This is a genomic window from Streptomyces sp. NPDC027962, assembly GCF_055566095.1.
The window spans coordinates 153,539-176,719 of record NZ_JBVHTA010000010.1 but is presented as its reverse complement, the minus strand read 5'-3'; the positions used below and the strand labels follow the sequence as shown (position 1 = coordinate 176,719).

The 23,181-nt window shown below is 71.1% G+C and carries 23 protein-coding genes and 2 pseudogenes; 15 read left to right on the top strand and 10 right to left on the bottom strand.

Features of this window, described 5'->3' with window-relative positions:
- Positions 1-93: 93 nt before the first annotated feature.
- The 7 genes from ACZ4SA_RS12830 to ACZ4SA_RS12800 all read left to right on the top strand — a co-directional run bounded on the left by ACZ4SA_RS12830 (position 94) and on the right by ACZ4SA_RS12800 (position 5,137).
- Positions 94-915, top strand: coding sequence for a helix-turn-helix domain-containing protein (locus ACZ4SA_RS12830; protein WP_468273127.1), 822 nt, complete (start codon positions 94-96; stop codon positions 913-915).
- A gap of 82 nt (positions 916-997) precedes the next feature.
- Entirely contained in the window at positions 998-2,494 is a 1,497-nt protein-coding gene (gene rimO, locus ACZ4SA_RS12825; RefSeq protein ID WP_468273124.1) for a 30S ribosomal protein S12 methylthiotransferase RimO, read from the top strand.
- The gene (gene pgsA, locus ACZ4SA_RS12820) at positions 2,491-3,156 is read left to right on the top strand and encodes a CDP-diacylglycerol--glycerol-3-phosphate 3-phosphatidyltransferase (RefSeq protein WP_468273123.1); all 666 of its coding nucleotides are present in this window, start codon (positions 2,491-2,493) and stop codon (positions 3,154-3,156) included. Before rimO ends, pgsA begins: the two co-directional genes overlap by 4 nt.
- Entirely contained in the window at positions 3,153-3,662 is a 510-nt protein-coding gene (locus ACZ4SA_RS12815; RefSeq protein WP_468273121.1) for a CinA family protein, read from the top strand. The genes pgsA and ACZ4SA_RS12815 overlap by 4 nt, the downstream gene beginning before the upstream one ends.
- 109 nt (positions 3,663-3,771) lie before the next feature.
- Positions 3,772-4,152 carry a helix-turn-helix domain-containing protein gene (locus tag ACZ4SA_RS12810; protein ID WP_468273118.1) on the top strand — a complete coding sequence of 127 codons (381 nt, stop codon included), beginning with the start codon at positions 3,772-3,774 and terminating at the stop codon, positions 4,150-4,152.
- A gap of 170 nt (positions 4,153-4,322) precedes the next feature.
- Complete coding sequence (locus tag ACZ4SA_RS12805) at positions 4,323-4,793, top strand: Dps family protein (RefSeq protein ID WP_468273115.1); 471 nt, start codon at positions 4,323-4,325, stop codon at positions 4,791-4,793.
- 101 nt (positions 4,794-4,894) lie between these two features.
- The gene (locus ACZ4SA_RS12800; RefSeq protein ID WP_468273113.1) at positions 4,895-5,137 is read left to right on the top strand and encodes a hypothetical protein; all 243 of its coding nucleotides are present in this window, start codon (positions 4,895-4,897) and stop codon (positions 5,135-5,137) included.
- Here ACZ4SA_RS12800 and ACZ4SA_RS12795 read toward each other — a convergent pair.
- The 3 genes from ACZ4SA_RS12795 to ACZ4SA_RS12785 form a co-directional block, all read right to left on the bottom strand.
- Positions 5,085-5,846 carry an SDR family NAD(P)-dependent oxidoreductase gene (locus tag ACZ4SA_RS12795; protein WP_468273111.1) on the bottom strand — a complete coding sequence of 254 codons (762 nt, stop codon included), beginning with the start codon at positions 5,844-5,846 and terminating at the stop codon, positions 5,085-5,087. The genes ACZ4SA_RS12800 and ACZ4SA_RS12795 overlap by 53 nt on opposite strands.
- 111 nt (positions 5,847-5,957) lie before the next feature.
- A complete protein-coding gene (locus tag ACZ4SA_RS12790) occupies positions 5,958-6,779 on the bottom strand; it encodes an Fpg/Nei family DNA glycosylase (protein ID WP_468273108.1) in 822 nt (273 codons plus the stop codon).
- A gap of 45 nt (positions 6,780-6,824) precedes the next feature.
- Positions 6,825-11,450 (bottom strand): ATP-dependent helicase, encoded by a 4,626-nt coding sequence (locus ACZ4SA_RS12785; protein WP_468273106.1) that lies wholly within the window; start codon positions 11,448-11,450, stop codon positions 6,825-6,827.
- 159 nt (positions 11,451-11,609) lie between these two features.
- On the opposite strand from ACZ4SA_RS12785, the gene ACZ4SA_RS12780 reads away from it, so the two are divergent.
- The 3 genes from ACZ4SA_RS12780 to ACZ4SA_RS12770 all read left to right on the top strand — a co-directional run bounded on the left by ACZ4SA_RS12780 (position 11,610) and on the right by ACZ4SA_RS12770 (position 13,727).
- Entirely contained in the window at positions 11,610-12,482 is an 873-nt protein-coding gene (locus tag ACZ4SA_RS12780; RefSeq protein WP_468273103.1) for a helix-turn-helix transcriptional regulator, read from the top strand.
- A gap of 142 nt (positions 12,483-12,624) precedes the next feature.
- Complete coding sequence (locus ACZ4SA_RS12775; RefSeq protein WP_468273162.1) at positions 12,625-13,416, top strand: AzlC family ABC transporter permease; 792 nt, start codon at positions 12,625-12,627, stop codon at positions 13,414-13,416.
- Complete coding sequence (locus ACZ4SA_RS12770; RefSeq protein WP_468273101.1) at positions 13,413-13,727, top strand: AzlD domain-containing protein; 315 nt, start codon at positions 13,413-13,415, stop codon at positions 13,725-13,727. The genes ACZ4SA_RS12775 and ACZ4SA_RS12770 overlap by 4 nt, the downstream gene beginning before the upstream one ends.
- A 117-nt stretch (positions 13,728-13,844) precedes the next feature.
- On the opposite strand, the gene ACZ4SA_RS12765 is transcribed toward ACZ4SA_RS12770, so the two are convergent.
- Positions 13,845-14,786: a hypothetical protein gene (locus ACZ4SA_RS12765; protein WP_468273098.1), complete on the bottom strand. Its 942-nt coding sequence runs from the start codon at positions 14,784-14,786 to the stop codon at positions 13,845-13,847.
- 79 nt (positions 14,787-14,865) lie between these two features.
- On the opposite strand from ACZ4SA_RS12765, the gene ACZ4SA_RS12760 reads away from it, so the two are divergent.
- From ACZ4SA_RS12760 to recX, 5 genes and pseudogenes are all read left to right on the top strand, one after another.
- On the top strand, positions 14,866-15,060 hold the full coding sequence (locus tag ACZ4SA_RS12760) for a DUF3046 domain-containing protein (RefSeq protein ID WP_468273096.1): 195 nt from the start codon (positions 14,866-14,868) through the stop codon (positions 15,058-15,060).
- A gap of 48 nt (positions 15,061-15,108) precedes the next feature.
- Entirely contained in the window at positions 15,109-15,240 is a 132-nt protein-coding gene (locus ACZ4SA_RS12755) for a hypothetical protein (RefSeq protein WP_468273093.1), read from the top strand.
- 149 nt (positions 15,241-15,389) lie between these two features.
- On the top strand, positions 15,390-16,565 hold the full coding sequence (locus tag ACZ4SA_RS12750) for an AI-2E family transporter (protein WP_468273160.1): 1,176 nt from the start codon (positions 15,390-15,392) through the stop codon (positions 16,563-16,565).
- Positions 16,566-16,814: 249 nt separating this feature from the next.
- Positions 16,815-17,738 (top strand): annotated as a pseudogene (gene recA / locus ACZ4SA_RS12745) (recombinase RecA); the annotation flags it as partial.
- Between the two features lie 58 nt (positions 17,739-17,796).
- Positions 17,797-18,510, top strand: a pseudogene (gene recX / locus ACZ4SA_RS12740) (recombination regulator RecX); the annotation flags it as partial.
- Between the two features lie 124 nt (positions 18,511-18,634).
- Here recX and ACZ4SA_RS12735 read toward each other — a convergent pair.
- The 6 genes from ACZ4SA_RS12735 to ACZ4SA_RS12710 form a co-directional block, all read right to left on the bottom strand.
- A complete protein-coding gene (locus ACZ4SA_RS12735; RefSeq protein ID WP_468273091.1) occupies positions 18,635-19,042 on the bottom strand; it encodes a rhodanese-like domain-containing protein in 408 nt (135 codons plus the stop codon).
- On the bottom strand, positions 19,039-19,596 hold the full coding sequence (locus ACZ4SA_RS12730) for a cupin domain-containing protein (protein ID WP_468273158.1): 558 nt from the start codon (positions 19,594-19,596) through the stop codon (positions 19,039-19,041). The genes ACZ4SA_RS12735 and ACZ4SA_RS12730 overlap by 4 nt, the downstream gene beginning before the upstream one ends.
- 102 nt (positions 19,597-19,698) lie before the next feature.
- Positions 19,699-19,770: a putative leader peptide gene (locus ACZ4SA_RS12725; protein ID WP_311710492.1), complete on the bottom strand. Its 72-nt coding sequence runs from the start codon at positions 19,768-19,770 to the stop codon at positions 19,699-19,701.
- A gap of 47 nt (positions 19,771-19,817) precedes the next feature.
- The gene (locus tag ACZ4SA_RS12720; RefSeq protein WP_468273088.1) at positions 19,818-21,413 is read right to left on the bottom strand and encodes an FAD-dependent monooxygenase; all 1,596 of its coding nucleotides are present in this window, start codon (positions 21,411-21,413) and stop codon (positions 19,818-19,820) included.
- Between the two features lie 176 nt (positions 21,414-21,589).
- Positions 21,590-22,495, bottom strand: coding sequence for an amino acid ABC transporter permease (locus ACZ4SA_RS12715; RefSeq protein WP_468273086.1), 906 nt, complete (start codon positions 22,493-22,495; stop codon positions 21,590-21,592).
- Positions 22,492-23,160 (bottom strand): amino acid ABC transporter permease, encoded by a 669-nt coding sequence (locus ACZ4SA_RS12710; RefSeq protein WP_468273083.1) that lies wholly within the window; start codon positions 23,158-23,160, stop codon positions 22,492-22,494. Before ACZ4SA_RS12710 ends, ACZ4SA_RS12715 begins: the two co-directional genes overlap by 4 nt.
- Positions 23,161-23,181 lie beyond the last annotated feature (21 nt).

The window sequence follows — 23,181 nt, the reverse complement described above, 5'->3', positions numbered from 1 at the left end:
CGTACAAAGCTTCACCGCCCGCTTGCCCCACCCTTTCGTACCACCCATAGACTGAACCTCCAGCAGGTGGTTACACGCTCGAAAGGCACCCCCGTGTCCATCGGCAACTCCCCCGAAGACGACCGGCCTTCCGTCGAAGACGACCGGCCTTCGATCGGTCACGTGCTCCAGCAGGCGCGTGTCGGCGCAGGCCTCAGCGTTGACGAGGTCAGTACCTCCACGCGGGTGCGCATCCCCATCGTGCACGCGATCGAGGAGGACGACTTCTCCCGCTCCGGCGGTGATGTGTACGCCCGCGGGCACATCCGTATGCTCGCCCGCGCCGTCGGACTCGACCCCGACCCGTTGATCGCGCAGTACGACTCCGAGCACGGCGGCCGCCCGGAGCCGACGCCTGCCGCGCCGCTGTTCGAGGCCGAGCGCATCCGTCCCGAGCGGCGCCGCCCCAACTGGACCGCGGCCATGGTCGCCGCGATCGTCGCCGTGGTCGGCTTCGCCGGCTTCACGCTGTTCAGCGACGGCGAGAGCGAGGGCAGCGGCAACACCGTCGCCGAGGATGCCCCGTCCGAGACGAAGAAGCCCACCACGCCGACCACCAAGCCCGCCGACCCCAAGCCCGACCCGTCCGACAGTGCCATCGCGGCACTGCCGAAGGACAAGGTCACGGTGAAGCTCTCCGCCACCAGCGACAAGAGCTGGATCTCCGCCAAGTCGCACAACGGCAAGCTGCTCTTCGACGGGCTGCTGCTCAAGGGCGAGACCAAGACCTTCCAGGACGACGAGCGCGTCGACCTGATCCTCGGGAACGCCGGGGCGATCGAGCTCTTCGTGAACGGCAAGAAGGTCCAGGACGAATTCCAGATGGGCGGCGTCGAGCGGCTCTCCTACACGAAGGGCGACCCGGAGGTCGGCTGACAGCACCCGTGCGACACGTGTGACGAGAGGGCCCCGACCCTCGGGGCGGGGGTGTGGGCCGGGACAAAGTAGTCTTGAGCCCATGCCCGAACGCCGTACCGTCGCCCTTGTCACTCTCGGATGCGCCCGTAACGAGGTGGACTCGGAGGAGCTTGCAGGCCGCTTGGCAGCGGACGGCTGGGAGCTCGTCGAGGACGCCTCCGACGCCGACGTCGCCGTGGTCAACACTTGCGGATTCGTCGAGGCCGCCAAGAAGGACTCAGTCGACGCCCTGCTGGAAGCCAACGATCTCAAAGATCACGGCAGAACCCAGGCCGTCGTGGCCGTGGGCTGCATGGCCGAGCGGTACGGCAGGGATCTTGCGGAGGCGCTGCCCGAGGCCGACGGGGTGCTTGGTTTCGACGACTACGCCGACATCTCCGACCGTCTGCAGACCATTCTCAGCGGTGGTGTCCACGCCGCCCACACCCCGCGTGACCGGCGCAAGCTGCTGCCGCTGAGCCCCGTCGAGCGGCAGGGGGCCACCGAGGTGGCCCTGCCAGGGCACGGCGATGTCGCCCCGGCGCCCGAGGACCTGCCGGAGGGTGTCGCCCCGGTGTCCGGGCCGCGCGCGCCGCTGCGCCGCCGCCTCGGCACCAGCCCCGTGGCCTCGGTGAAGCTCGCCTCCGGCTGCGACCGGCGCTGCACCTTCTGCGCCATCCCGTCGTTCCGCGGCTCCTTCATCTCGCGCCGCCCCGGCGACGTGCTCGGCGAGACGCGCTGGCTGGCCGAGCAGGGCGTCAAGGAGATCATGCTGGTCTCCGAGAACAACACCTCGTACGGCAAGGACCTCGGCGACATCCGCCTGCTGGAGACCCTGCTGCCCGACCTGGCGGCGGTCGACGGCATCGAGCGGGTGCGCGTCAGCTATCTGCAGCCCGCCGAGATGCGTCCCGGACTGATCGACGTTCTCACCTCGACTCCGAAGGTCGCCCCGTACTTCGATCTGTCGTTCCAGCACTCCGCGCCCGGTGTGCTGCGGGCGATGCGGCGCTTCGGTGACACCGAGCGGTTCCTGGAACTGCTGGATACCATCCGCGGCAAGGCCCCCCAGGCCGGTGTGCGGTCCAACTTCATCGTCGGGTTCCCCGGCGAGAGCGAGTCGGACTTCGCCGAGCTGGAACGCTTCCTCTCGGCGGCGCGCCTCGATGCCATCGGCGTTTTCGGGTACAGCGACGAGGAGGGCACGGAGGCCGTCGGCTACGAGGACAAGCTGGACGCCGACATCATCGCGGAGCGGCTCGAGCACCTGTCACGGATCGCCGACGAACTCACCGCGCAGCGGGCCGAGGAGCGCCTCGGCGAGACGCTCGAGGTGCTCGTGGAGTCCGTCGACGACGAGGACGGCGCCGTGGGCCGGGCCGCCCACCAGGCGCCCGAGACCGACGGCCAGGTCGTCTTCACCTCGGGCGAGGGTCTCGAGCCCGGCCGTATGGTCGTGGCGAAGGTTGTCGGCACGGAGGGTGTCGACCTGGTGGCGGCGTCCAGCGAGATCCTGGGGGTCGGCTCCCGGATCCCTGACGAGGAGGCGGGCAGATGACCGGAGTGCCCGCATCCGCGGCGGGCGGCACCGGAAGGCCGGCGCCCGGCGGCAAGCTGGGCGCTGCGGCCGTCAATCAGGCCAGCCTGTGGAACATCGCGAACATTCTGACCATGGTGCGGCTCGTGCTGGTGCCGGCGTTCGTCGTGCTGCTGCTGCAGGACGGCGGCTACGACCCGGCATGGCGGGCGTGGGCGTGGGCGGCGTTCGCCGTCGCCATGATCACCGACATCTTCGACGGGCATCTGGCCCGGACGTACAACCTGGTCACCGACTTCGGGAAGATCGCGGATCCGATCGCCGACAAGGCGATCATGGCGGCCGGACTGATCTGTCTCTCGGCGCTCGGTGATCTTCCGTGGTGGGTGACGGGGGTGATCCTGTTCCGGGAGCTCGGCATCACCCTGATGCGGTTCTGGGTCATCCGGCACGCGGTGATTCCGGCCAGCCGCGGCGGGAAGATGAAGACGCTCGCGCAGGGCACGGCGGTCGGCATGTACGTGCTCGCGCTGACCGGTCCGCTGGCGACTCTGCGCTTCTGGGTGATGGCGCTCGCCGTGGTCCTGACGGTCGTCACCGGCCTCGACTACGTGCGGCAGGCGATCGTGCTGAGGCGCAAGGGACTGGCGGCGGAGCGGACCGCGGAGGGCACGTCGAAGTGACGGACGCGGCGAAGGTCCTCGCGCTGCTTGCGGAGCGTGGCCGGACGCTGGCCGTCGCGGAGTCCCTCACGGGCGGCCTGGTGGCCGCGGAGCTCACGTCCGTACCCGGGGCGTCAAAATCCTTCCGGGGGTCCGTGACGGCCTACGCGACCACCCTCAAGAGGGATGTTCTCGGCGTCGACGCGACCCTTCTGGCGGAGCGCGGTGCGGTCGATCCGCGGGTCGCGTCCCAGATGGCGGCAGGTGTGCGGGACCTGATGGGCGCCGACTGGGGCGTCGCCACCACTGGGGTCGCGGGGCCGGACGCGCAGGACGGACAACCCGTCGGGACGGTTTTCGTGGCGGTCGCGGGGCCGGGGGGCACAGGGAAAGTAGCCGCTTTGAGGTTGAACGGCGACCGCGGGGAAATCCGTAGAGAGAGTGTACGGAGCGTGCTGGAGCTGCTCCGTGAGGAACTGCACGAGAACGCGCGGGCACAGGATACGGAACAGAACGGGGGGAATTGATGTTTGCAGCCCTGAGTGAACACGACATCGCTCCCCGCACGGCCGCGGCGCAAGGCGGTACGGTGGGGCGTGAAGGATGCGGCTACGCGGTCCGAGGAGGGAGCCACCGATGATTCTGCTCCGTCGCCTGCTTGGTGACGTGCTGCGTCGGCAGCGCCAGCGCCAGGGCCGTACTCTGCGCGAAGTCTCCTCGTCCGCCCGAGTTTCGCTCGGCTATCTCTCCGAGGTGGAGCGGGGGCAGAAGGAGGCGTCCTCCGAGCTGCTTTCCGCGATCTGCGACGCGCTTGACGTACGGATGTCCGAGCTCATGCGTGAGGTGAGCGACGAGCTGTCGCTGGCCGAACTGGCCGAGTCGGCAGCCGCCGGCGAGGTACCCGTGCCGGTACGCCCGATGCTGGGCTCCGTCTCCGTGACGTCGGTGGCAGGTGTGCCGACGGAGCGGGTGACGATCAAGGCGCCTGCGGAAGCGGTCGACGTCGTCGCCGCCTGAGCCACAGGCCCTGCACGATCCCGCACGGCTTGGTTTGCACTGGGCCCCGGCTGGTACCCGAGTACTGGTCGGGGTTTTGCGTGCCCCGACGCCTTACCGTCCCCGAATGGCCCTTTTCGGTGGTTGTTGCCATGGTGGACGGTAGTCGGCGAACCGAGTGGAGGACGTGCATGTCTGTCGTGAAGAGCTCTCTGTCCGATGCCGACCTCAAGACGGTCGGCGACGCCCTGAAGGGTGCGCTGGTCGAGCTGGTGGACCTCGGCCTGGTGGCCAAGCAGGTGCACTGGAACGTCGTCGGCCCCCGCTTCAGGTCCGTTCATCTCCAACTTGACGAGGTCGTCGACACGGCGCGGCAGCACTCCGACACCGTTGCCGAGCGCTGCTCCGCGATTGGCGTGAGCCCCGACGGACGCGCCGCGTCGGTGGCGGCGCAGAGCGCGATCGGGTCGGTGCCGGAGGGGTGGATCAAGGACGTCGACGTGGTGCGGACGATGGTGGACGCCTTGGGTGCCGTCATCGCGAGGATGCGGGAGCGCATCGAGGCGACCGACGAACCGGATCCGGTGAGCCAGGACATCCTGATCCAGCTGACGGCGGACCTCGAGAAGCACGCGTGGATGTTCCAGGCCGAGAGCGCATGACACCGAGCGCACAACTGGTGCCTTCACGCGCCGGTTCGGCCAACCGCGCGCCCTCCCCGCGGCCTCGCGCGTCGCACTAGCGTGGGCCGGAGGAGGCAGCCATGGCGGTACGCGGGGCGGTCCTCGTGCCTCTTGTCGTGTTCGGACTCGTTCTGGGCGCGGTGTGGTGGTGGGCCGTTCTGCGGCTGGCCCTGATACCGGAGCACGCGGGGATCGTCGAGGGGACGGTGGCGGCCGGCGGTTGGGGCCTGAGCCTGCTTCCCGTGCATGCGACGGCAGCCCGCAGGGCTACTACCAGGGCATTGTTGCGCCGCCGTTCGGGCGGAATATCTGACCCGTCGTGAAGGACGAGGCGTCGGACGCCAGATGAAGGACGGTGTGGGCGATGTCCTCGGGCTCGCCGACGCGGCGCAGCGGTGACATCCGTGCCATCGTGCTCTCCGCGCGGTGCTGGAGCTCCGCGTTATGACGGGCCGTCATCGGCGTGCGGACCCAGCCGGGGGCAACGGCGTTCACCCGGATCCCGTGCGGTCCGAGTTCGGTCGCGAGCGTCCTGGTCAGCTGGATCACCGCGGCCTTCGACGCGCTGTAGCAGAGCAGACCTGCGTTGGCCGCGTCGACGGCGCCGGAGGCCATGGTGATGATGGAGCCGCCGCCCGAGGCGATCATGGCAGGGGCCGCTGCCTGGCAGGCGAACAGAACGCCCTTGAAATTCACGGCGAGTACGCGGTCCAGGTCTTCGGTCTTCGTCTCGAGGACCGGGCTCGTGTGCATGACCCCTGCGACGGCGGCCAGGATGTCGAGGCGGTCCGCCTCGTCGACGGCCGCCGCGAGCGCGGGGCGGTCGGTGACGTCGAGGGTGTGGGTGACTGCCGTTCCTGCGGCGGCGTCGATCAGGGTGCGTGTCTCCTGAAGGCCCTTCTCGTCCCGGTCGGCGCAGTGCACGACGGCTCCTGCCTCGGCGAGCAGGAGGGCGGAGGCGCGGCCTATTCCGTTGCCCGCTCCGGTCACGAACGCGCTCCGGCCGGTGAGGTCGTACGCGGTGAGGGCCATGACGGGACCGTACGACCCCATCTGACGGGCCGTCAACTGCTGTGCGTCTGTTCGCCGGTCGAGAACTGTTTGTGCATCGAGGGTTGTTGGTGCGTCGATGCGCACCGGTGGTCAGGCGGTGGGACCGCTCTGGCAGCGTGGACACCAGTAGGTCGGCCGTTCCCGGCTCCCGTCGCCCTGGTCGCCCTGGTCGCCCTGGTCGGCCTTGTGGAGGCGTGCGCCGCAGCGCGGGCAGGGGCGGCCTTCGCGCCCGTAGACATACAGCTTCTGCGAGGGGTCGCGGCCGCCGGTCATGGTGCGCCGGTCGAAGCGCCGCTTGTTCTCCTCGAGGAGCCGCCGCGCGGTGGCCACGAGCCGCTCCGGGGTGCCCTCGGGCAGGTCGCCGACCGGCAGCCAGGGCGTGACACGGGCCAGGAAGGCCAGCTCCGACTTGTAGACGTTGCCGATTCCGGCGAGGTTCCGCTGGTCGAGGAGAGCTTCGCCGAGCGGACGGGCCGGGTCGGCGAGCAGATTCGCGACTGCCTTGGCGGGGTCCCAGTCGGGGCCGAGGACATCGGGGCCGAGGTGGCCGACGGCCTGCTCCTCGTCGGCGGTGCGGAGCAGCTCGACGACGGGGAGGCGGTAGCCGACGGCGGTGTGGGCAGCGTTGCCCAGGATCGCGCGGATCTGGTGGTTGGGGCCTCCACGCCAGCGCTCCCCGGTGTTGTACACGCGCCAGGAGCCGTCCATCCGCAGATGCGTGTGCAGGGTCAGCCCGCCCTCGAAGCGCGTGAGCAGATGCTTGCCGCGTGGCGTCACGTCCAGCACGGTCCGGCCGGTGAGATCTGCCGTGGCGAAGCGCGGCACACGGAGATCTGACCGGGTCAGGACCCGGCCCGCCAGCGCCTCGTGCAGGCGGTGGGCGGTCAGCCAGACGGTGTCTCCTTCGGGCATGTCATCCATGATGCGTGACCGGCGGCGCCCGTGGTGGCGCCCGGGTCACGGGCGCAGACGCAGCCCCCTCGGCGTGGCGTGGAAGCCGGCGGTCTCCAGGGCGCGGCCCGGCGGAGCGGTCAGGGCAGGGGTGCCGTTGACCCGCTCCACGGTCACGGTGCCGAGGGCGCCTTCGCGCGCGGCGGTGGCCAGGGCGCCGGCCGCCGCGCGCAGGGCGGGCGATTCCGGGTCGGTGGCCCATGCCAGCAGCGTCTTGCCGCCCCTCTCCATGTAAAGGGCCAACTCGCCATCGACGAGGACCACCAGCGAGCCTGCCTTGCGGCCCGGCTTGTGACCCGCGCCCTCCGGCGGCTCGGGCCAGGGCAGCGCGGCCCCATAGGCGTTGGCCGGGTCGGCTGCGGCAAGCACCACCGCGCGCGGTTCGGCCTGCCCTTCTGCCCGGTCCCGCGCCGTGGAGGCCGCGCGAAGGCGGTCGACCGCGCCGTCCATCGCGAACTGGGCAGCGCCCAGCCCCTCGACGACATAGCCACGGCGTGCCTGTCCCGTGTCCTCGAAGGCCGACAGGATGCGGTACGTGGCGGAGAAGCCGCCCTCGACCCCCTCGGCCGCCACCGCGCCTCGCGTCACCACACCGTGGCGGTCCAGCAGGGTGCGGGCAAGCGCATGAGCCCGGTGCGTCGGCTCGGGCTCGGCGGGCGGGAGCAGGGACCAGCGGCCGCTCACCGTCGGAGGGCCCGTACGGGAGGCGGTGCGAGCAGCAGCGGTCAGGCTTCCGTAGCGGCCGCGGGGGACGGTGCGCCTGGCGCGGTGGGCGGTGGATCCCGACGTACGGCCGGAGCCGAGGAGGGCGCGCAGAGGTGCCAGGGTGTCGTTGGTGAGCCGACCGGACCAGGCGAGATCCCAGATGGCATCGGCCAGTGCGGGATCGGTGGCGTCGGGATGCGTGGTGGTCCGCACCTGGTCGGCGATCTGGCGGAAGAACAGGCCGTAACCACCGGAGAGGGTGGTGAGCACCGACTCGTGCAGCGCCGTCAGCTCCAGCGGATGGGGCTGGGGCAGCAGCAGAGGCGCGGCGTCGGCCAGATAGAGGGAGACCCAGCCGTCCTTGCCGGGCAGGGCGCCGGCACCTGCCCACAGGACCTCGCCGGTGGTGGTCAGTTCGTCCAGAAGGGTGCTGCTGTAGTGGGCGACGCGGGGCGGGAGGATCAGCTTCTCGAGGGCGGAGGCGGGCACCGCGGCGCCCTGGAGTTGTTCGACGGCGCGGGCGAGGCCGTCGATGCCGCGCAGACTGTTGCTGCCCAGGTGCTGCCACTGGGGGAGGAAGGTGGCCAGCGCGGTGGGCGGCACCGGCTCCAGCTCGTGGCGCAGTGCTGCCAGCGAACGCCTGCGCAACCGGCGCAGCACACCGGCGTCGCACCATTCCTGGCCGATGCCCGAGGGGTGGAACTCGCCCTGCACGACCCGGCCGCTCGCGGCGAGGCGCTGCAGGCCACCCTCGGTGACCGCCGCGCCGAGCCCGAAGCGGGCGGCGGCCTGTGCGGAGGTGAACGGGCCGTGTGTACGCGCGAACCGGGCCAAGAGGTCGCCGAACGGGTCCTTCACCGGCTCGGTGAACGCCTCCGGGACGCCCACGGGCAGCGCCGTTCCCAAGGCGTCCCGCAGTCGGCCGGCGTCCTCGATCGCCGCCCAGTGGTCCGCCCCCGCGATGCGGACGCGGATGGCGCGGCGCGCTGCGGCGAGCTCCTGCGGCCAGGCCGGATCGCCGCCGCGCTCGACGAGCTCGGCTTCCGTCAGGGGGCCCAGGACACGCAGCAGGTCGGCCACGCCCTCCGGGTCCTTGATCCGCCGGTCGTCCGTCAGCCACTGCAGCTCCCGCTCCAGCTCCGTGAGCACGTCCGCGTCCAGCAGCTCCCGCAGCTCGGCCTGGCCCAGCAGCTCGGACAGCAGACGTGAGTCCAGCGACAGGGCGGCGGCACGCCGCTCGGCGAGAGGGGAGTCCCCCTCGTACAGGAACTGGGCGACGTAACCGAAGAGCAGGGAGCGGGCGAACGGCGACGGCTCGGGGGTGGTGACCTCCACGAGGCGGACCCGGCGCGACTCGATGTCGCCCATCAGCTCCGTGAGCCCTGGGACGTCGAAGACGTCCTGCAGGCACTCGCGGACCGCCTCGAGGACGATCGGGAACGAGCCGAACTCGCTCGCCACCTGCAGCAGTTGGGCCGCGCGCTGACGCTGCTGCCACAGCGGCGTGCGCTTGCCCGGTGAGCGGCGCGGCAACAGCAGCGCGCGGGCGGCGCACTCGCGGAACCGGGAGGCGAACAGCGCCGAGCCGCCCACTTGTTCGGTGACGATCTGACTGATCTCACCCTTGTCGAAAACGGCGTCCCCCGCGCCGACGGGTGCCTGCTCGCTGTCGAACGACGTGTCCGGACGGACCGGGTCGTGGTCCAGCAGGTCCAGGCCCATCAGATCCGCGTCGGGCAGGCGCAGCACGATGCCGTCGTCCGCGTGCATGACCTGGGCATCCATGCCGTAGCGCTCGGCGAGGCGGGCGCCCAGCGCCAGCGCCCACGGCGCGTGCACCTGGGCGCCGAACGGGGAGTGGATCACCACCCGCCAGTCGCCCAGCTCGTCGCGGAACCGCTCCACCAGGATCGTCCGGTCGTCGGGCACATGGCCGCAGGCGCGGCGCTGCTCGTCGAGATAGGCCAGTACGTTGTCCGCGGCCCAGGCGTCGAGACCGGCGGCCACCAGGCGCAGACGGCCGTCCTCGGGGGAGAGCCCGCCGACCTCGCGCAGGAAGGCGCCGACGGCGCGCCCCAGCTCAAGGGGTCGGCCAAGCTGGTCGCCCTTCCAGAAAGGGAGCCGGCCCGGCACACCCGGCGCGGGGGAGACGAGCACCCGGTCCCGGGTGATGTCCTCGATCCGCCAGGAGGTGGTGCCCAGAGTGAAGACGTCACCCACCCGGGATTCGTAGACCATTTCCTCGTCGAGCTCACCGACCCGGCCGCCGCCCTTCTTCGGGTCGGCCCCGGCGAGGAAGACGCCGAAGAGACCACGGTCCGGGATCGTGCCGCCGGACGTGACAGCCAGGCGCTGCGCGCCCGGGCGGCCGGTGACCGTGCCGGCGACCCGGTCCCAGACCACTCGCGGCCGCAGCTCGGCGAACGCGTCCGAGGGATAACGGCCGGCGAGCATGTCCAGGACGGCCGTGAATGCGGACTCGGGCAGAGACGCGAACGGCGCGGCACGGCGCACCAGCGCCAGCAGGTCGTCGAACTGCCAGGTGTCCAGGGCGACCATCGCGACCAACTGCTGCGCCAGCACGTCCAGTGGGTTCGACGGGATGCGCAGCGCCTCGATGGAACCCGTGCGCATCCGCTCCGTGACCACGGCCGCCTGCACGAGATCGCCGCGGTACTTGGGGAAGACCACGCCCGTGGAGACCGCGCCCACCTGGTGGCCGGCGCGACCCACGCGCTGCAGACCGGAGGCGACGGACGGCGGGGATTCGACCTGGACGACCAGATCCACCGCGCCCATGTCGATGCCCAGCTCGAGGCTGGAGGTGGCGACGACCGCGGGCAGTCTGCCCGCTTTGAGGTCCTCCTCCACCAGGGCGCGCTGCTCCTTGGAGACCGAGCCGTGGTGGGCGCGGGCGAGGAGCGGTGGGGCGCCCTGAGCCGCCCCGGACTGCGCCATGATCTCGGCCGGCGGTGCGCCGCCGGGCATGGGCTCGCCCATGGCCCGCTCATAGGCAATCTCGTTGAGGCGGTTGCACAGCCTCTCCGCCAGCCGGCGGGAGTTGGCGAAGACGATCGTGGAACGGTGCGCCTGGACGAGATCGGTGATGCGCTCCTCGACATGGGGCCAGATCGAGGGCTTCTCCGCGGCACCGTCGCCGGCGTCGGAGGCCGGAGAGCCACCGAGCTCACCGAGGTCCTCCACCGGAACGACCACCGAGAGGTCGAACTCCTTGCCCGAGGGCGGCTGGACGATCTCCACCCGGCGCTGCGGGGAGAGATAGCGGGCCACTTCGTCCACCGGCCGCACCGTCGCCGACAGGCCGATCCTGCGGGCCGGACGGGGCAGCAGCTCGTCGAGGCGCTCCAGGGACAGCGCGAGGTGGGCACCACGCTTCGTGCCCGCGACGGCGTGCACCTCGTCCAGGATCACGGTCTGGACCCCCGCCAGCGCGTCCCGGGCGGCCGAGGTGAGCATCAGGAACAGCGACTCGGGCGTGGTGATCAGAATGTCCGGCGGCCTGGTGACCAACGCCCGGCGCTCCACGGGAGGGGTGTCACCCGAGCGGATACCGACGCGCACCTCCGGCTCGGCCAGCCCGAGCCGCACCGACTCCTGGCGGATACCGGTGAGAGGGCTGCGGAGGTTGCGCTCCACGTCCACGGCGAGGGCCTTCAAAGGCGACACGTACAACACGCGACAGCGCTTCTTTGCCTCCGCGGGCGGCGGCGTGGACGTCAGCCGGTCCAGGGCGGCCAGGAAGGCGGCCAGCGTCTTGCCCGAGCCCGTCGGCGCCACCACGAGTACGTCCGAGCCCTTGCCGATCGCCTGCCATGCCCCTTCCTGAGCGGCGGTGGGCGCGCTGAACGCCCCCGTGAACCAGCCTCGGGTCGCGGGAGAGAAGGAGTCGAGCGCAGTCCTGGCCATGCCCACCATCGTGCACCCGACCACTGACAACGGGAGTCCAGGACATGGATGGGTGAGGACGGGTGGCGAAGTGGGTCCAGGACATGGACGGGGTGGCGGCATGGGTCCAGGACATGGACAGGCGGGCCCGCCGTACGGGGCCGGGCGCAGAATGGCCGTATGGAGAAGGACGTGGCGCCGGACAAGAAGGGCGAGTGGGCACGGCACTGGCAATACCCGGGAGTCCCCGGTCTCGACCTGCTGCGGGCGCGCTATGTGCGCCACTCCTTCCCCCGCCACATCCATGAGGGGTTCGTCTTCGGCGCGGTCCGCCGCGGCATCGAGGACGTCTTCCTGCCGGAGGGGACGGTGCGGGCGAGACCCGGAACCGTCGTCATGATCAATCCCGAGGTACCGCACTCCGCCAGGGCCGGTGTGCCGGAGGGCTGGGTGTACTCCACCCTCTACCCGTCCTTGAAGCTGGTCGCCGGCATCGCCGAGGAGACGACGACCCTGCGCGGGACGGCCGGTTTCGCCGAGACGATCGTCGAGGACCCCGACACCGCCCGGCTGGTGCACGAGGTGCACCGGGCGGCGGAAGAGGGCAACGCGCTCGCCGCCGACAGCGTCCTGCGCCTGACCGTTGCCAGGCTGCTGCACCGCCACGGGCGCTCACTGCCCGCACGTACGCCCCTTGCCGCAGGGTCACGCACCGCGGCCGCCGCGAGGCAGCTCCTCGGGGAGCGGATGGCACAGCCGCCGTCTCTCGAAGAACTGGCGCAGGAGCTCGGGGTCAGCCCCTTCGCGCTGCTCCGCGCCTTCAAGGCCGCCTACGGGCTGCCGCCGCACACCTGGCTCACCGACGCGCGCGTGCGGCGCGCCCGGCACCTCCTGGACGCCGGTACGTCACCGGCGGAGGCGGCCGTCGCCGTCGGGTTCACCGACCAGCCCCATCTGAACCGCCACTTCACCCGGATCGTCGGCGTCCCGCCGGGGGCGTACCGCAAGGAGCGCGCAATAACGTACAAGACCGCGGGGAGCGGGCCTGCGTAACGTCCGGGACGTGCCAGAACAGACAGCTCGACCAGACATATCCACCGGGGCGGTCGCTCCGCCCCGAGGGTCGTCCACGGCTATCGCGGCGTCCGCGCGCGTGCCGGTGCCTGCGAACGGGCCGGCGTCCGCGCGCGTGCCGGTGCCCGTCAGCGGGTCGGCCTCGTCCGGGGCCGGGACCGAAGAGGCGGTCCCGGCGGCGAAGCCGGACTCGGCCGTCGTGCGGGACGCACTCGGCGTGGGCATCGCCGTCGGTCTCTCCGGCTTCGCCTTCGGCGTGACCTCGGCGGGATCCGGCCTGACCCTTCTGCAGACCTGCGCTCTCAGCCTGCTCGTGTTCACCGGAGCGTCGCAGTTCGCGCTGGTGGGCGCGATCGCGGCCGGTGGAAACCCGCTGGCGGCAGCGGCCGGTGCCTTCTTCCTGGGCGTACGCAACGCCTTCTACGGGCTGCGGCTGTCTCAGCTGCTCGCACTGCCCCGCTTCGTACGGCCGCTCGCCGCGCACTGGGTCATCGACGAGACCACGGCCGTCGCTCTCGCCCAGCCCACGCGGCGCAGCGTGCGGCTCGGGTTCACCATCACCGGCCTCACCCTGTACGTGCTGTGGAACCTGACCACTTTCCTCGGGGCCCTCGGCGCCGAAGCCCTCGGCGACACCGACGCCTGGGGGTTGGACGCGGCGGGTCCGGCGGTCTTCCTCGCGCTGCTCGCGCCGATGCTGCGCACCGCCACCGAACGTGCCGTGGCCGCGCTCGCGGTGGTACTCGGGCTCGGGTTCCTGCCGGTGCTGCCCGCCGGAGTGCCGGTGCTGGTCGCGGCGCTGGCCGCTCCCGCGGTGCTGTGGCTCAAGGGGCGAACGATCCGTGGAGCGACGGAGAAGACGAAGCGCGCGCCGGAGACGACGCGCGTGCAGGGGAAAGGGGGGGAGCGTTGAGCATCTGGATCGCGATCGCGCTGACGGCGGTCGGCTGCTACCTCGTGAAGCTCGTCGGCCTGCTGGTGCCGGCCGACACGCTCGAGCGGCCTCTCGTGCAGCGGCTGGCCGCGCTGCTGCCCGTCGCCCTGCTGGCCGCGCTGACCGCGCAGCAGACCTTCAGCACGGGCCACGCGCTCGTGCTCGACGCGCGGGCCGCGGGGGTCGGGGCTGCGGCACTCGCTCTGCTGCTGCGCGCACCCTTCCTGGTGGTGGTGGTGGTGGGGGCCGCGGTGGCCGTGACGGCGGGGGCGCGGGCGCTGGGAAGCTGACCGGCCGGTGGCCGGCGGACGTGGCATCGCCTGGTGGCCGTCCCTGTGGCGGGCGTCGGGCGACGCCCGCCACAGGGACGGTGACAGGAGCGCCGGGCCGCGCGCGGCACAGCCGCATCATGCGATGGCGCGGCCGTACGCCCGCAGGGTCAGCAGCGCCTCGATCGTCACGATCGGCCGTGTCTCCAGGGCGGTGCCGGGAGCCCATTCGCGCCACGAGATGGGCCACCCTCCGTCCTCGCTCTGCTCGCCCGCCAAGTGCTCCAGGGAACGGCTCACCTCCTGGTCCGTGAACCAGCGACGGGCGAGCGAATCGGGCGTGCGGGCGTAGTCGTGCGCGAAATGGTGCTCGCCGGGCGCGTACCCGGGCGCGACGGGCTGGTCGTGAAGCCGTTCCGGATCCAGCGCGACCAGCCGCTGCTCGCGCACGATCCGGCCGAGCCGGTCGGCCGCCCTCTCGGCGCGCGGGCGGTCCGGTGCGCCGTCCAGGAAGGCGATTGCCGCCTCGACCTCGTACGGGTGGGACTTCTCGATCGCGTCGACCGCCGCCCAGCAGAAGTCGGTGGCCCGGAACAGCCATGCGTGCCACACCTGATTGCGGTGCAGCAGACCGACCACCGGCCCCGTGGCGAGCAGCTCGCTCGGCGGCTTGTCGACGATCGGGAGAAACGGAGCCGCAGGATAGGCGCGCTGGGAGGGGTGGACGGCCGGCAGCGCGCCGTCCGGGGTGGACACCTCCGTCAGGTAGCGGCACATCCGCTCCACCCGCAGACCGCCGCAGCGGCCGATGGAATCGAGCACGCGCAGGGCGTGTCCGGTGTGCAGCGGCTGGCTGACCGGGCCGCGCAGATCGGGTTCGAGGGCATGGCCGTAGCCGCCGTCCTCGTTGAGGTAGGCGGCGAGGGCCGTTTCGACGGCGTCGGCGCTGCCGCCCAGGAAGTGGTAGGCGAACCGTCGCTGCTCGAGCACCCGGGCGGTCAGCCAGATGAAGCGCTCCGCGCGCGCGAGCGCCGACGCGGACGCGGGTGAGGGATCGGTGGTTGCTCCGGTTCCAGCCATGTTCCGACGGTAGAGCGGAAAGGGCTTTCGGCAAGCAGGACGGACAAGGCTGCACCCTTGGGGGCGGGATACTGGGGTCATGCGGTTGACGATTTTCTGGGAGCGGATGGCGGACCACTTCGGTGTGGCGTATGCGGACTCCTTCGCGCGGGACCATGTGATGGCCGAATTGGGCGGCCGAACGATCCACGAGGCACTGGCCGCGGGCTGGGAGGCGAAGGACGTGTGGCGCGCGGTGTGCGCCGCCGTGGACATCCCCGCCGACAAGCGCTGAGACACCGGCCGACCCGCCGCGGTCACCGCGGTGGGTCACACTTGCCCGGTGGCCCAGACCGACAAGACCGCCCCGGACGAGATCGACCTGGACAAGAACGCGCCGCAACCCTTTGTGCAGGACGTCGCACCCGACGCCGCGCAGGGCAACTACGGCAGGACGGGACCGCTGACGACATGACCGCTGACGAGAAGACCGCGCAGGACGCGGTCGCGTCGGACGAGGCCGCCGTGGGCATTCCCGCGCAGGGTGCCGCGGCTCCCGCCACTCCGCCGTCCTCCCCGCCCCCGGGAGCGGGTGCGGCGACCGCGACCGGCGCGCCCGGCCGCATGCCCCGCTGGCTGCCGCGAGCGATGATCCTCGCGCTGGCGCTCTACGCCTGTTTCCAGCTCGGCAGCTGGGCCTTCCACCAGTTGATCGGTCTCCTGATCAACATCCTGATCGCCTTCTTCCTGGCGCTCGCGATCGAACCCGCGGTCGGACGGATGGCGGCACGCGGCATGCGCCGCGGCCTTGCCACCTTCCTGGTCTTCTTCGCGGTGCTGGTCGCGGGAGTGGGTTTCGTCGTCCTCCTCGGTTCGATGCTGGCCGGCCAGATCATCGAGATGGTCGAGGACTTCCCCAAGTACCTCGACTCGGTCATCCGCTGGATCAACGACACGTTCCACACGGAGCTCTCCCGGGTCGAGGTCCAGGACAGCCTGCTGCGCTCGGACTGGCTGCGGAAATACGTCCAGAACAGCGCCACCGGGGTGCTGGACGTCTCCGCCACCGTGCTCGGCGGGCTCTTCAAGCTGCTGACGATCTTCCTGTTCTCCTTCTACTTCGCGGCCGACGGGCCCCGGCTGCGTCGCGCGCTGTGCTCCGTACTCCCCCCGGCCAGGCAGACCGAGGTGCTGCGCGCCTGGGAGATCGCCGTCGACAAGACCGGCGGGTACCTCTACTCGCGCGGCCTGATGGCGCTGATCTCCGGAATCGCGCACTACGTCCTGCTGGAGATCCTCGAGGTGCCGTACGCCCCGGCCCTGGCGGTCTGGGTCGGCCTGATGTCGCAGTTCATCCCGACCATCGGCACGTACCTGGCGGGCGCCCTGCCGATGCTGATCGCGTTCACCGTCGACCCCTGGTACGCGCTGTGGGTGCTCGGCTTCGTCGTCGTCTACCAGCAGTTCGAGAACTACGTACTGCAGCCGAAGCTCACCGCCCGGACGGTCGACATCCACCCGGCGGTGGCCTTCGGTTCGGTCGTCGCCGGCACGGCGCTGCTGGGAGCGGTCGGTGCCCTGATCGCGATCCCGGCGGTCGCGACCCTTCAGGCGTTCCTCGGCGCGTACGTGAAGCGCTACGCCGTGACCGACGACCCGCGGGTCCACAGCCACAGCAGGCACGGCGGCGGCCGGGCGCTGGCGCGGATGCGCAGCGCGCTGGGAAGCGGCCGGCGAGGCTCCTCGGCCGGGGACGGCCCGCAGGGCGCGGTGCCTCAGCAGGCCGACGGCGAGGGCTGAGGCGGGGCAGGCGCCCGGTCGCGAGACCGCGCCGGGGCCGGACCACCCGGTTTCCACGCGTCGACGTGGTGCGCGTGGTGCGCTTGACAGTAAAATCGAACATCCATTCTTATGAGGTTCCGGCCCTGACTCCGCGGGCTGTTCACGTGAGTTATCCACAGGCCGGGCGGACGGCGGGGCCCATTGTCAGTGGCAGGGGTTAGCGTCTTTGACGTGAAGCGATCGACACAAGCAAATCGGGTGGAACCCATGGCAGGTACCGACCGCGAGAAGGCGCTCGACGCCGCGCTCGCACAGATTGAACGGCAATTCGGCAAGGGTGCCGTGATGCGACTGGGCGAGCGGCCGAACGAGCCCATCGAGGTCATCCCCACGGGGTCGACCGCGCTCGACGTCGCGCTCGGAGTCGGCGGCCTGCCGCGCGGCCGCGTGGTGGAGGTGTACGGACCGGAGTCCTCCGGTAAGACCACCCTCACGCTGCACGCTGTGGCCAACGCCCAGAAGGCGGGCGGAGCCGTCGCCTTCGTGGACGCGGAGCACGCCCTCGACCCCGAGTACGCGAAGAAGCTCGGCGTCGACATCGACAACCTCATCCTCTCCCAGCCGGACAACGGCGAGCAGGCGCTCGAGATCGTCGACATGCTCGTCCGCTCTGGCGCGCTCGACCTGATCGTCATCGACTCCGTCGCGGCCCTCGTGCCCAAGGCGGAGATCGAGGGCGAGATGGGCGATTCGCACGTGGGTCTTCAGGCGCGGCTGATGAGCCAGGCGCTCCGGAAGATCACCAGCGCGCTCAACCAGTCCAAGACCACCGCGATCTTCATCAATCAGCTCCGCGAGAAGATCGGTGTGATGTTCGGCTCCCCGGAGACCACGACCGGTGGCCGGGCACTCAAGTTCTACGCCTCCGTGCGTCTCGACATCCGCCGTATCGAGACCCTCAAGGACGGCACGGACGCGGTCGGCAACCGCACCCGCGTCAAGGTCGTCAAGAACAAGGTCGCCCCGCCCTTCAAGCAGGCCGAGTTCGACATCCTCTACGGCCAGGGCATCAGCCGCGAGGGCGGCCTGATCGACATGGGCGTGGAGCACGGCTTCGTCCGCAAGGCCGGCGCCTGGTACACGTACGAGGGCGACCAGCTCGGCCAGGGCAAGGAGAACGCCCGCAACTTCCTCAAGGACAACCCCGACCTCGCCAACGAGATCGAGAAGAAGATCAAGGACAAGCTCGGCGTCGGCGTCAGGCCGGAGATCCCGGCGGAGCCCGGCGCGGACGCGGCCGCAGCGGTGCCGGCGGAGGACGCGGCGAAGTCGGTGGCCGCGCCCGCATCCAAGGCCAAGGCGGCCAAGACGGCGGCGGCCAAGGGCTAGCGGGATGGCCCGGCGAACCGAATGGCCGGGTGACAGCCCCGACTTGTCGAGGGCCGAGAAGGAGCTGTCGCCCAAGGATCCGGCGGAGCGGGCGCGGGCGATCTGCCTGCGCCTGCTCACCGGGACCCCACGCACCCGCAAGCAGCTCGCGGACGCGCTGCACAAACGGGAGATCCCCCCGGAGGTTGCCGAGGAGGTCCTCTCCCGTTTCGAGGACGTGGGCCTGATCAACGACGCCGCCTTCGCCGACGCGTGGGTGGAGTCCCGGCACCACGGCCGGGGCCTCGCCCGGCGGGCCTTGGTGCGGGAACTGCGCACCAAGGGAGTGGACTCCGCCCTTATCGACGAGGCCGTGGGACAGCTCGACTCGGACCAGGAGGAGGCGACCGCCCGCGAGCTGGTGGCGCGCAAGCTGCGCTCCACCAGGGGCCTCGACCGGGACCGCCGCCTGCGCCGCCTCGCCGGGATGCTGGCCCGCAAGGGCTACCCCGAGGGCATGGCGCTGCGGGTGGTCAGGCGCGCCCTGGAGGAAGAGGGCGAAGACACGACGGACCTGGACGAGGCGGGCTTTTAGGGGTGGGACCGGCCGCACGGGAGAGACGCTGCCGACAGGCCGCAGCGCACGCGTGCCCGCCCTGCCTGTTCCCGGCCGGCCTGCGTACGGCCTGCCTGCGTACGGCCTGCCTGTCGCCGCCCGTTCAGCCTGTGGAGCGACTGCCCTCGCGTGCAACCGGGAGCCCCGCCGCTTTCCAGGCCTGGAAACCGCCGACCAGGTCCGTCGCGCCGCGCAGGCCCAGTTGGTGCAGCGACGCGGCCGCCAGGGAGGACGCGTATCCCTCGTTGCAGATCACGACGATCCGCAGGTCGTGGCCGACGGCCTGCGGGAGGCGGTGGCTGCCTTGCGGGTCCAGACGCCACTCCAGCTCGTTGCGCTCCACCACCACGGCGCCGGGGATCAGCCCGTCGCGCTCCCGCAGCGCCTGGTAGCGGATGTCCACCAGCAGTGCCCCTTCGGCCGCCGCGGCGAACGCCTCCTGCGGCCCGACACGTTCGAAGCCGTCCCGCACCCGTTCCAAGTGCGCGTCGATCCCTAGCAGTTCACTCACTGCCAGTCCTCCGGAAGCTCGACGTGCTCCAGCCGCAGCACCGCTCCGGACCTGCTGAAACGCCTCAGCAGCGGCAGCGGCGGATAGTAGGCGTGGATGGAGACCGCATGCTCCACGGGTGACTCGTTGAGCACCTCGTGCACATGGTGCCTGCCGAAGGCGCGCGACTGGCCGGCGCCCAGATGCCGTTGACGGTCCACGCCTTCGTTGAGCTCAAGGGTTTTCCAGCCGCTCGCGGGCAGCCTGACGGCGAGGGAGTTCTCCGTCAGCTTGCCCTCCGCCGCGGCGAACGCGCCGAGCGACTCGGCGTGGTCGTGCCAGCCGGTGCCGGTGCCCGGCGGCCAGCCTATGAGCCATGCCTCACTGCCGCGCGGCCCTTCCAGCCGCAGCCAGGTACGGCCCTCGGGGTCCAGGGGCAGCGAAGCGATCAGTTCCTTGTCGGTGGCGGCATGCCGCACGAAGTCAAGAAGTTCGGCGGAGGTCGGCGCACCGGCATCGTCCAGAGCAGGCCGGGAGCCTGTGCGGGGCGCGGACGCAGAAGGCGGAGCAAAAATCGGGGCGGAGAGAGGTGCAGCGGGGTGGGACACGGTGACCGTCCTGGAGTTCGCTGGAGAGCGCGTGGGCCACAGCAGGCCGCGGCGTGAAAGGAAGGCGAATCAGCAGGAGGGGCGACACACGCAGCCCGCATAGCGGACGAGGTCCATATGGACCCTCCGCCACAGGTGCACATCGGTGTCGGTCACGCTCCGGAGTAGACCACGGGGACCCGCCGGAATCAATCGGTGTCCGCGATGCGGTCGGTGGGCGACGCGGACGGCGCGCCTCCGCGGACCAGGTCCGCGGCGGAGTGCAGTTCGTCGGGCCGCACCCCCGCGAAGGCCGCGACCAGGTGCCCGTCGGGCCGCACCAGCAGCACGGTGTGCGCCGAGGCGCCCGGGTAGCTCTCCGTCACCAGCAGTTCGGCCCGTGCCGGCAGGGCGGTCACGGCCGTCGCCAGCCGCGGCATGACACCGGCCCCGACCCAGTGCCGCCGGTCCCAGACCCCGGTACCGGGCGCGACCAGGACGACGAGCAGTTGCCCCCGCCCCAACCGGTCCCGCAGGCGCGTGGACGTGCCGTCGGGAGCAGTCACGTGTACGTCGGCGACCGGTGCGCCCACCTCCGTGCCGATCGGTGTGAGCGGGCCGGTGGGCTCAGGCGTGAGCGGCGAGTGCGCGTAGACGGGCGGGGCGCCGAGTGCGCCCTGTCCCAGATGGGCGTCGGTCAGCATCGAGTCGTGCCCGCGAGCCGCGCCCGGAAGGTAGGTGCGCAGCCCGCTGCCGCTGCGCAGTATCGGCAGCGACTGGTCGGCGGCGCGCAGCCGCGCGGCGACGGCGGTGCGCCGCTCGGCCTGGTAGCTGTCCAGCAACGTCTGCGACGCGCCGTGGTGCCAGGCCTGCGCCAACTTCCAGGCCAGGTTGTCGACGTCCCGCAGCCCTTCATCGAGCCCTTGGGCGCCGAGCGCTCCCAGCAGATGGGCGGCGTCGCCGGCGAGGAAGGCGCGGTCCACGCGCCAGCGGCGGGCGAGCCGGTGGTGCAGGGTGTGGACTCCGGTGTCGAGCAGATCGTAGGCGGGCGTTCCGCCGCACCACCCGCCCAGGGTGTCACGGACCCGCGCCACCAAGGACTCGGGTGTGACCAGTTCACCGCGGGCAGGCAGCAGCCAGTCCAGCCGCCACACACCGTCCGGCAGCGGGCGTGCGGTGATCTCGTCACCGCCCGACGCCCACGGCGGCTGGCGGTGCAGCAACGCTTCGCCGGGCCAGGGCAGTTCGGTGCGCAGGGCGGCCACGGCGTGACGTTCCACCGCCGTACGGCCGGGGAAGCGGATGCCGAGGAGCTTGCGGACGGTGGACCGGGCGCCGTCGCAGCCGACGAGGTAACTGCCCCGCCACCAGGTCGCGGAGGGCCCACGAGTATGTACGCCGACACCGCCGGAGTCCTGCTCGAGGGAGTCGAGACGGCTGTCGGTGATCAGCCGCACGAGCCGGTGCTCGGCGACGGCGTCGCGCAGTCCGCGTGCGAGGGCGTGCTGCGGGATGTGCAGCGGGGCGGCGGGGCCGCCGTCGCCGAGCGGCAGCTGTCGCAGTTCCTGCTTGCGCCGCATGGAGCGCCAGCCGGTCCAGACGGCGCCCTCGTCACGGACGGTTTCGCAGCCGAGCCGTCGCATCAGCGCGGCGGTGTCCGGGCGGAGCACGGCCGTGCGTGCCGGGCGCGGCTCGTCCTTTCCGTTGGTCTCGTCGAGCACGACCGTGGGGACGTCCTGTGCGGCGAGGGCGAGGGAGAGCGCGAGTCCGACCGGGCCCGCGCCGACCACGATCACCGGGTCCACGGCGTGACTCCTCGGGCCCGGAGGGTCGTGCGGAAAAGTGCGGTTGGAGCCCGGTGCGCGATCACAGAACGTATGCAACCCACTGCCGGTGCCTGCGTCAAGCGACCACGGGGACGCGGTGAGGGGCGGTGGCCGCCTGGCCACCGCCCCTCAGCGGTCGAACATCAGATGAACCGTCAGACGGCCCGTCCGTCGTCGGTCTTGCCGACCCCGGGCTCCCCGACGGGCTCCTCCGCGCCGCCCGGCGCGGTGAGCACCGCGCCCGTGCCCCTCTTGGCCCGGCGCAGCCTGCGCTCCAGCCACGAGGCGAAGGTGGTGAGCAGCAGGTTGAGGACGATGAAGATCACCGCGACGACGATGAAGCTGGGGATGGTGTTCGCGTAGTTGGCGGCCAGCGTGCTCTGGGCGCTGAGCAGTTCGGTGAAGGCCAGGAGTGCGCCGCCGAGGGCGGTGTCCTTGACGATGACGACGAGCTGGCTGACCAGGGCGGGCAGCATCGCGGTGACCGACTGCGGGAGCAGGATGCTCCTCATGGTCTGCCCCTTGCGCAGGCCGATCGCCTTGGCCGCCTCCCACTGCCCCTTGGGCAGGGACAGGATGCCGGCGCGGACGACTTCGGCGAGCACCGACGCGTTGTACAGCACCAGGCCGGTGACCACGGCGTACAGCGGGCGTACATCGCTGCTGATGGCGTCGGAGTTCGCGTAGAGCTGGTTCGCGAACAGCATCAGGATCAGAACGGGAATCGCGCGGAAGAATTCCACGACGACCCCGGCGGGGACCCTGACCCAGCGATGGTCGGACAGCCGGGCGATACCGAAGACCGCGCCCAGTGGCAGCGCGATGACCATCGCGAGCGCCGCCGCCTTCAGGGTGTTGCCGAGTCCGGGGAGCAGATAAGTCGTCCACGCCTGAGCCTCGGTGAACGGCTTCCACAGGGACCACTCGAGCTGTCCGTTGTCGGCCAGGACGCTGAGGGCCCACCACAGGCCCAGCCCCAGCACGGTGACGAAGGCAACCGTGTAGATGATGTTGCGACGCTTGGCATTGGGGCCGGGGGCGTCGTAGAGAACGGACGTCATCGCTTCACCGCCACACGCTTGCCGACCCAGCCGAGGATGAGTCCGGTGGGAAGGGTCAGAACCACGAAGCCGAACGCGAAGACCGCCGAGATGAGCACCAGCTGTGCCTCGTTCTCGATCATCTCCTTCATGAGCAGAGCCGCCTCCGCAACGCCGATGGCGGCCGCTACGGTGGTGTTCTTGGTGAGAGCGATCAGCACATTGGTCAGCGGGCCGACGACCGAACGGAAGGCCTGCGGAAGCACGATGCTTGTCAAGACCTGGGTGAAACTCAGGCCGATGGCGCGAGCCGCCTCCGCCTGGCCGACCGGCACCGTGTTGATGCCGGACCGCACGGCTTCGCAGACGAAGGCTGCGGTGTAGGCCGAGAGTCCGAGGATCGCCAGCCGGAACGGCAGTGCCTCGAAGTCGTCGGGTACCCCCATGGTCATGCCGAGGGTGTCGGCGAGACCGATCGCGGAGAAGACGATGATCACGGTCAGCGGGATGTTCCGGACCACGTTCACGTAGACCGTGCCGAATCCACGCATGAGGGGCACCGGGCTCACTCGCATCGCGGCGAGGATGGTGCCGAGCACCAGGGAGCCGATCGCGGAGAGGACGGTAAGTTTCACCGTCATCCAGAACGCCCCGAGCAAGTCGTAACCTTCAAGAAAGTCGAACACGATCTCCCGCGCTTCCGCGTG

Bases quoted from the DNA above. Each gene is read 5' to 3' on its own strand.
- rimO (WP_468273124.1), top strand. From the start codon at position 998: ATGCCCGAACGCCGTACCGTCGCCCTTGTCACTCTCGGATGCGCCCGT.
- pgsA (WP_468273123.1), top strand. From the start codon at position 2,491: ATGACCGGAGTGCCCGCATCCGCGGCGGGCGGCACCGGAAGGCCGGCG.
- ACZ4SA_RS12810 (WP_468273118.1), top strand. From the start codon at position 3,772: ATGATTCTGCTCCGTCGCCTGCTTGGTGACGTGCTGCGTCGGCAGCGC.
- ACZ4SA_RS12805 (WP_468273115.1), top strand. From the start codon at position 4,323: ATGTCTGTCGTGAAGAGCTCTCTGTCCGATGCCGACCTCAAGACGGTC.
- ACZ4SA_RS12800 (WP_468273113.1), top strand. From the start codon at position 4,895: ATGGCGGTACGCGGGGCGGTCCTCGTGCCTCTTGTCGTGTTCGGACTC.
- ACZ4SA_RS12795 (WP_468273111.1), bottom strand. From the start codon at position 5,846: ATGGCCCTCACCGCGTACGACCTCACCGGCCGGAGCGCGTTCGTGACC.
- ACZ4SA_RS12790 (WP_468273108.1), bottom strand. From the start codon at position 6,779: ATGCCCGAAGGAGACACCGTCTGGCTGACCGCCCACCGCCTGCACGAG.
- ACZ4SA_RS12785 (WP_468273106.1), bottom strand. From the start codon at position 11,450: ATGGCCAGGACTGCGCTCGACTCCTTCTCTCCCGCGACCCGAGGCTGG.
- ACZ4SA_RS12780 (WP_468273103.1), top strand. From the start codon at position 11,610: ATGGAGAAGGACGTGGCGCCGGACAAGAAGGGCGAGTGGGCACGGCAC.
- ACZ4SA_RS12765 (WP_468273098.1), bottom strand. From the start codon at position 14,786: ATGGCTGGAACCGGAGCAACCACCGATCCCTCACCCGCGTCCGCGTCG.
- ACZ4SA_RS12760 (WP_468273096.1), top strand. From the start codon at position 14,866: ATGCGGTTGACGATTTTCTGGGAGCGGATGGCGGACCACTTCGGTGTG.
- ACZ4SA_RS12750 (WP_468273160.1), top strand. From the start codon at position 15,390: ATGCCCCGCTGGCTGCCGCGAGCGATGATCCTCGCGCTGGCGCTCTAC.
- ACZ4SA_RS12715 (WP_468273086.1), bottom strand. From the start codon at position 22,495: ATGACGTCCGTTCTCTACGACGCCCCCGGCCCCAATGCCAAGCGTCGC.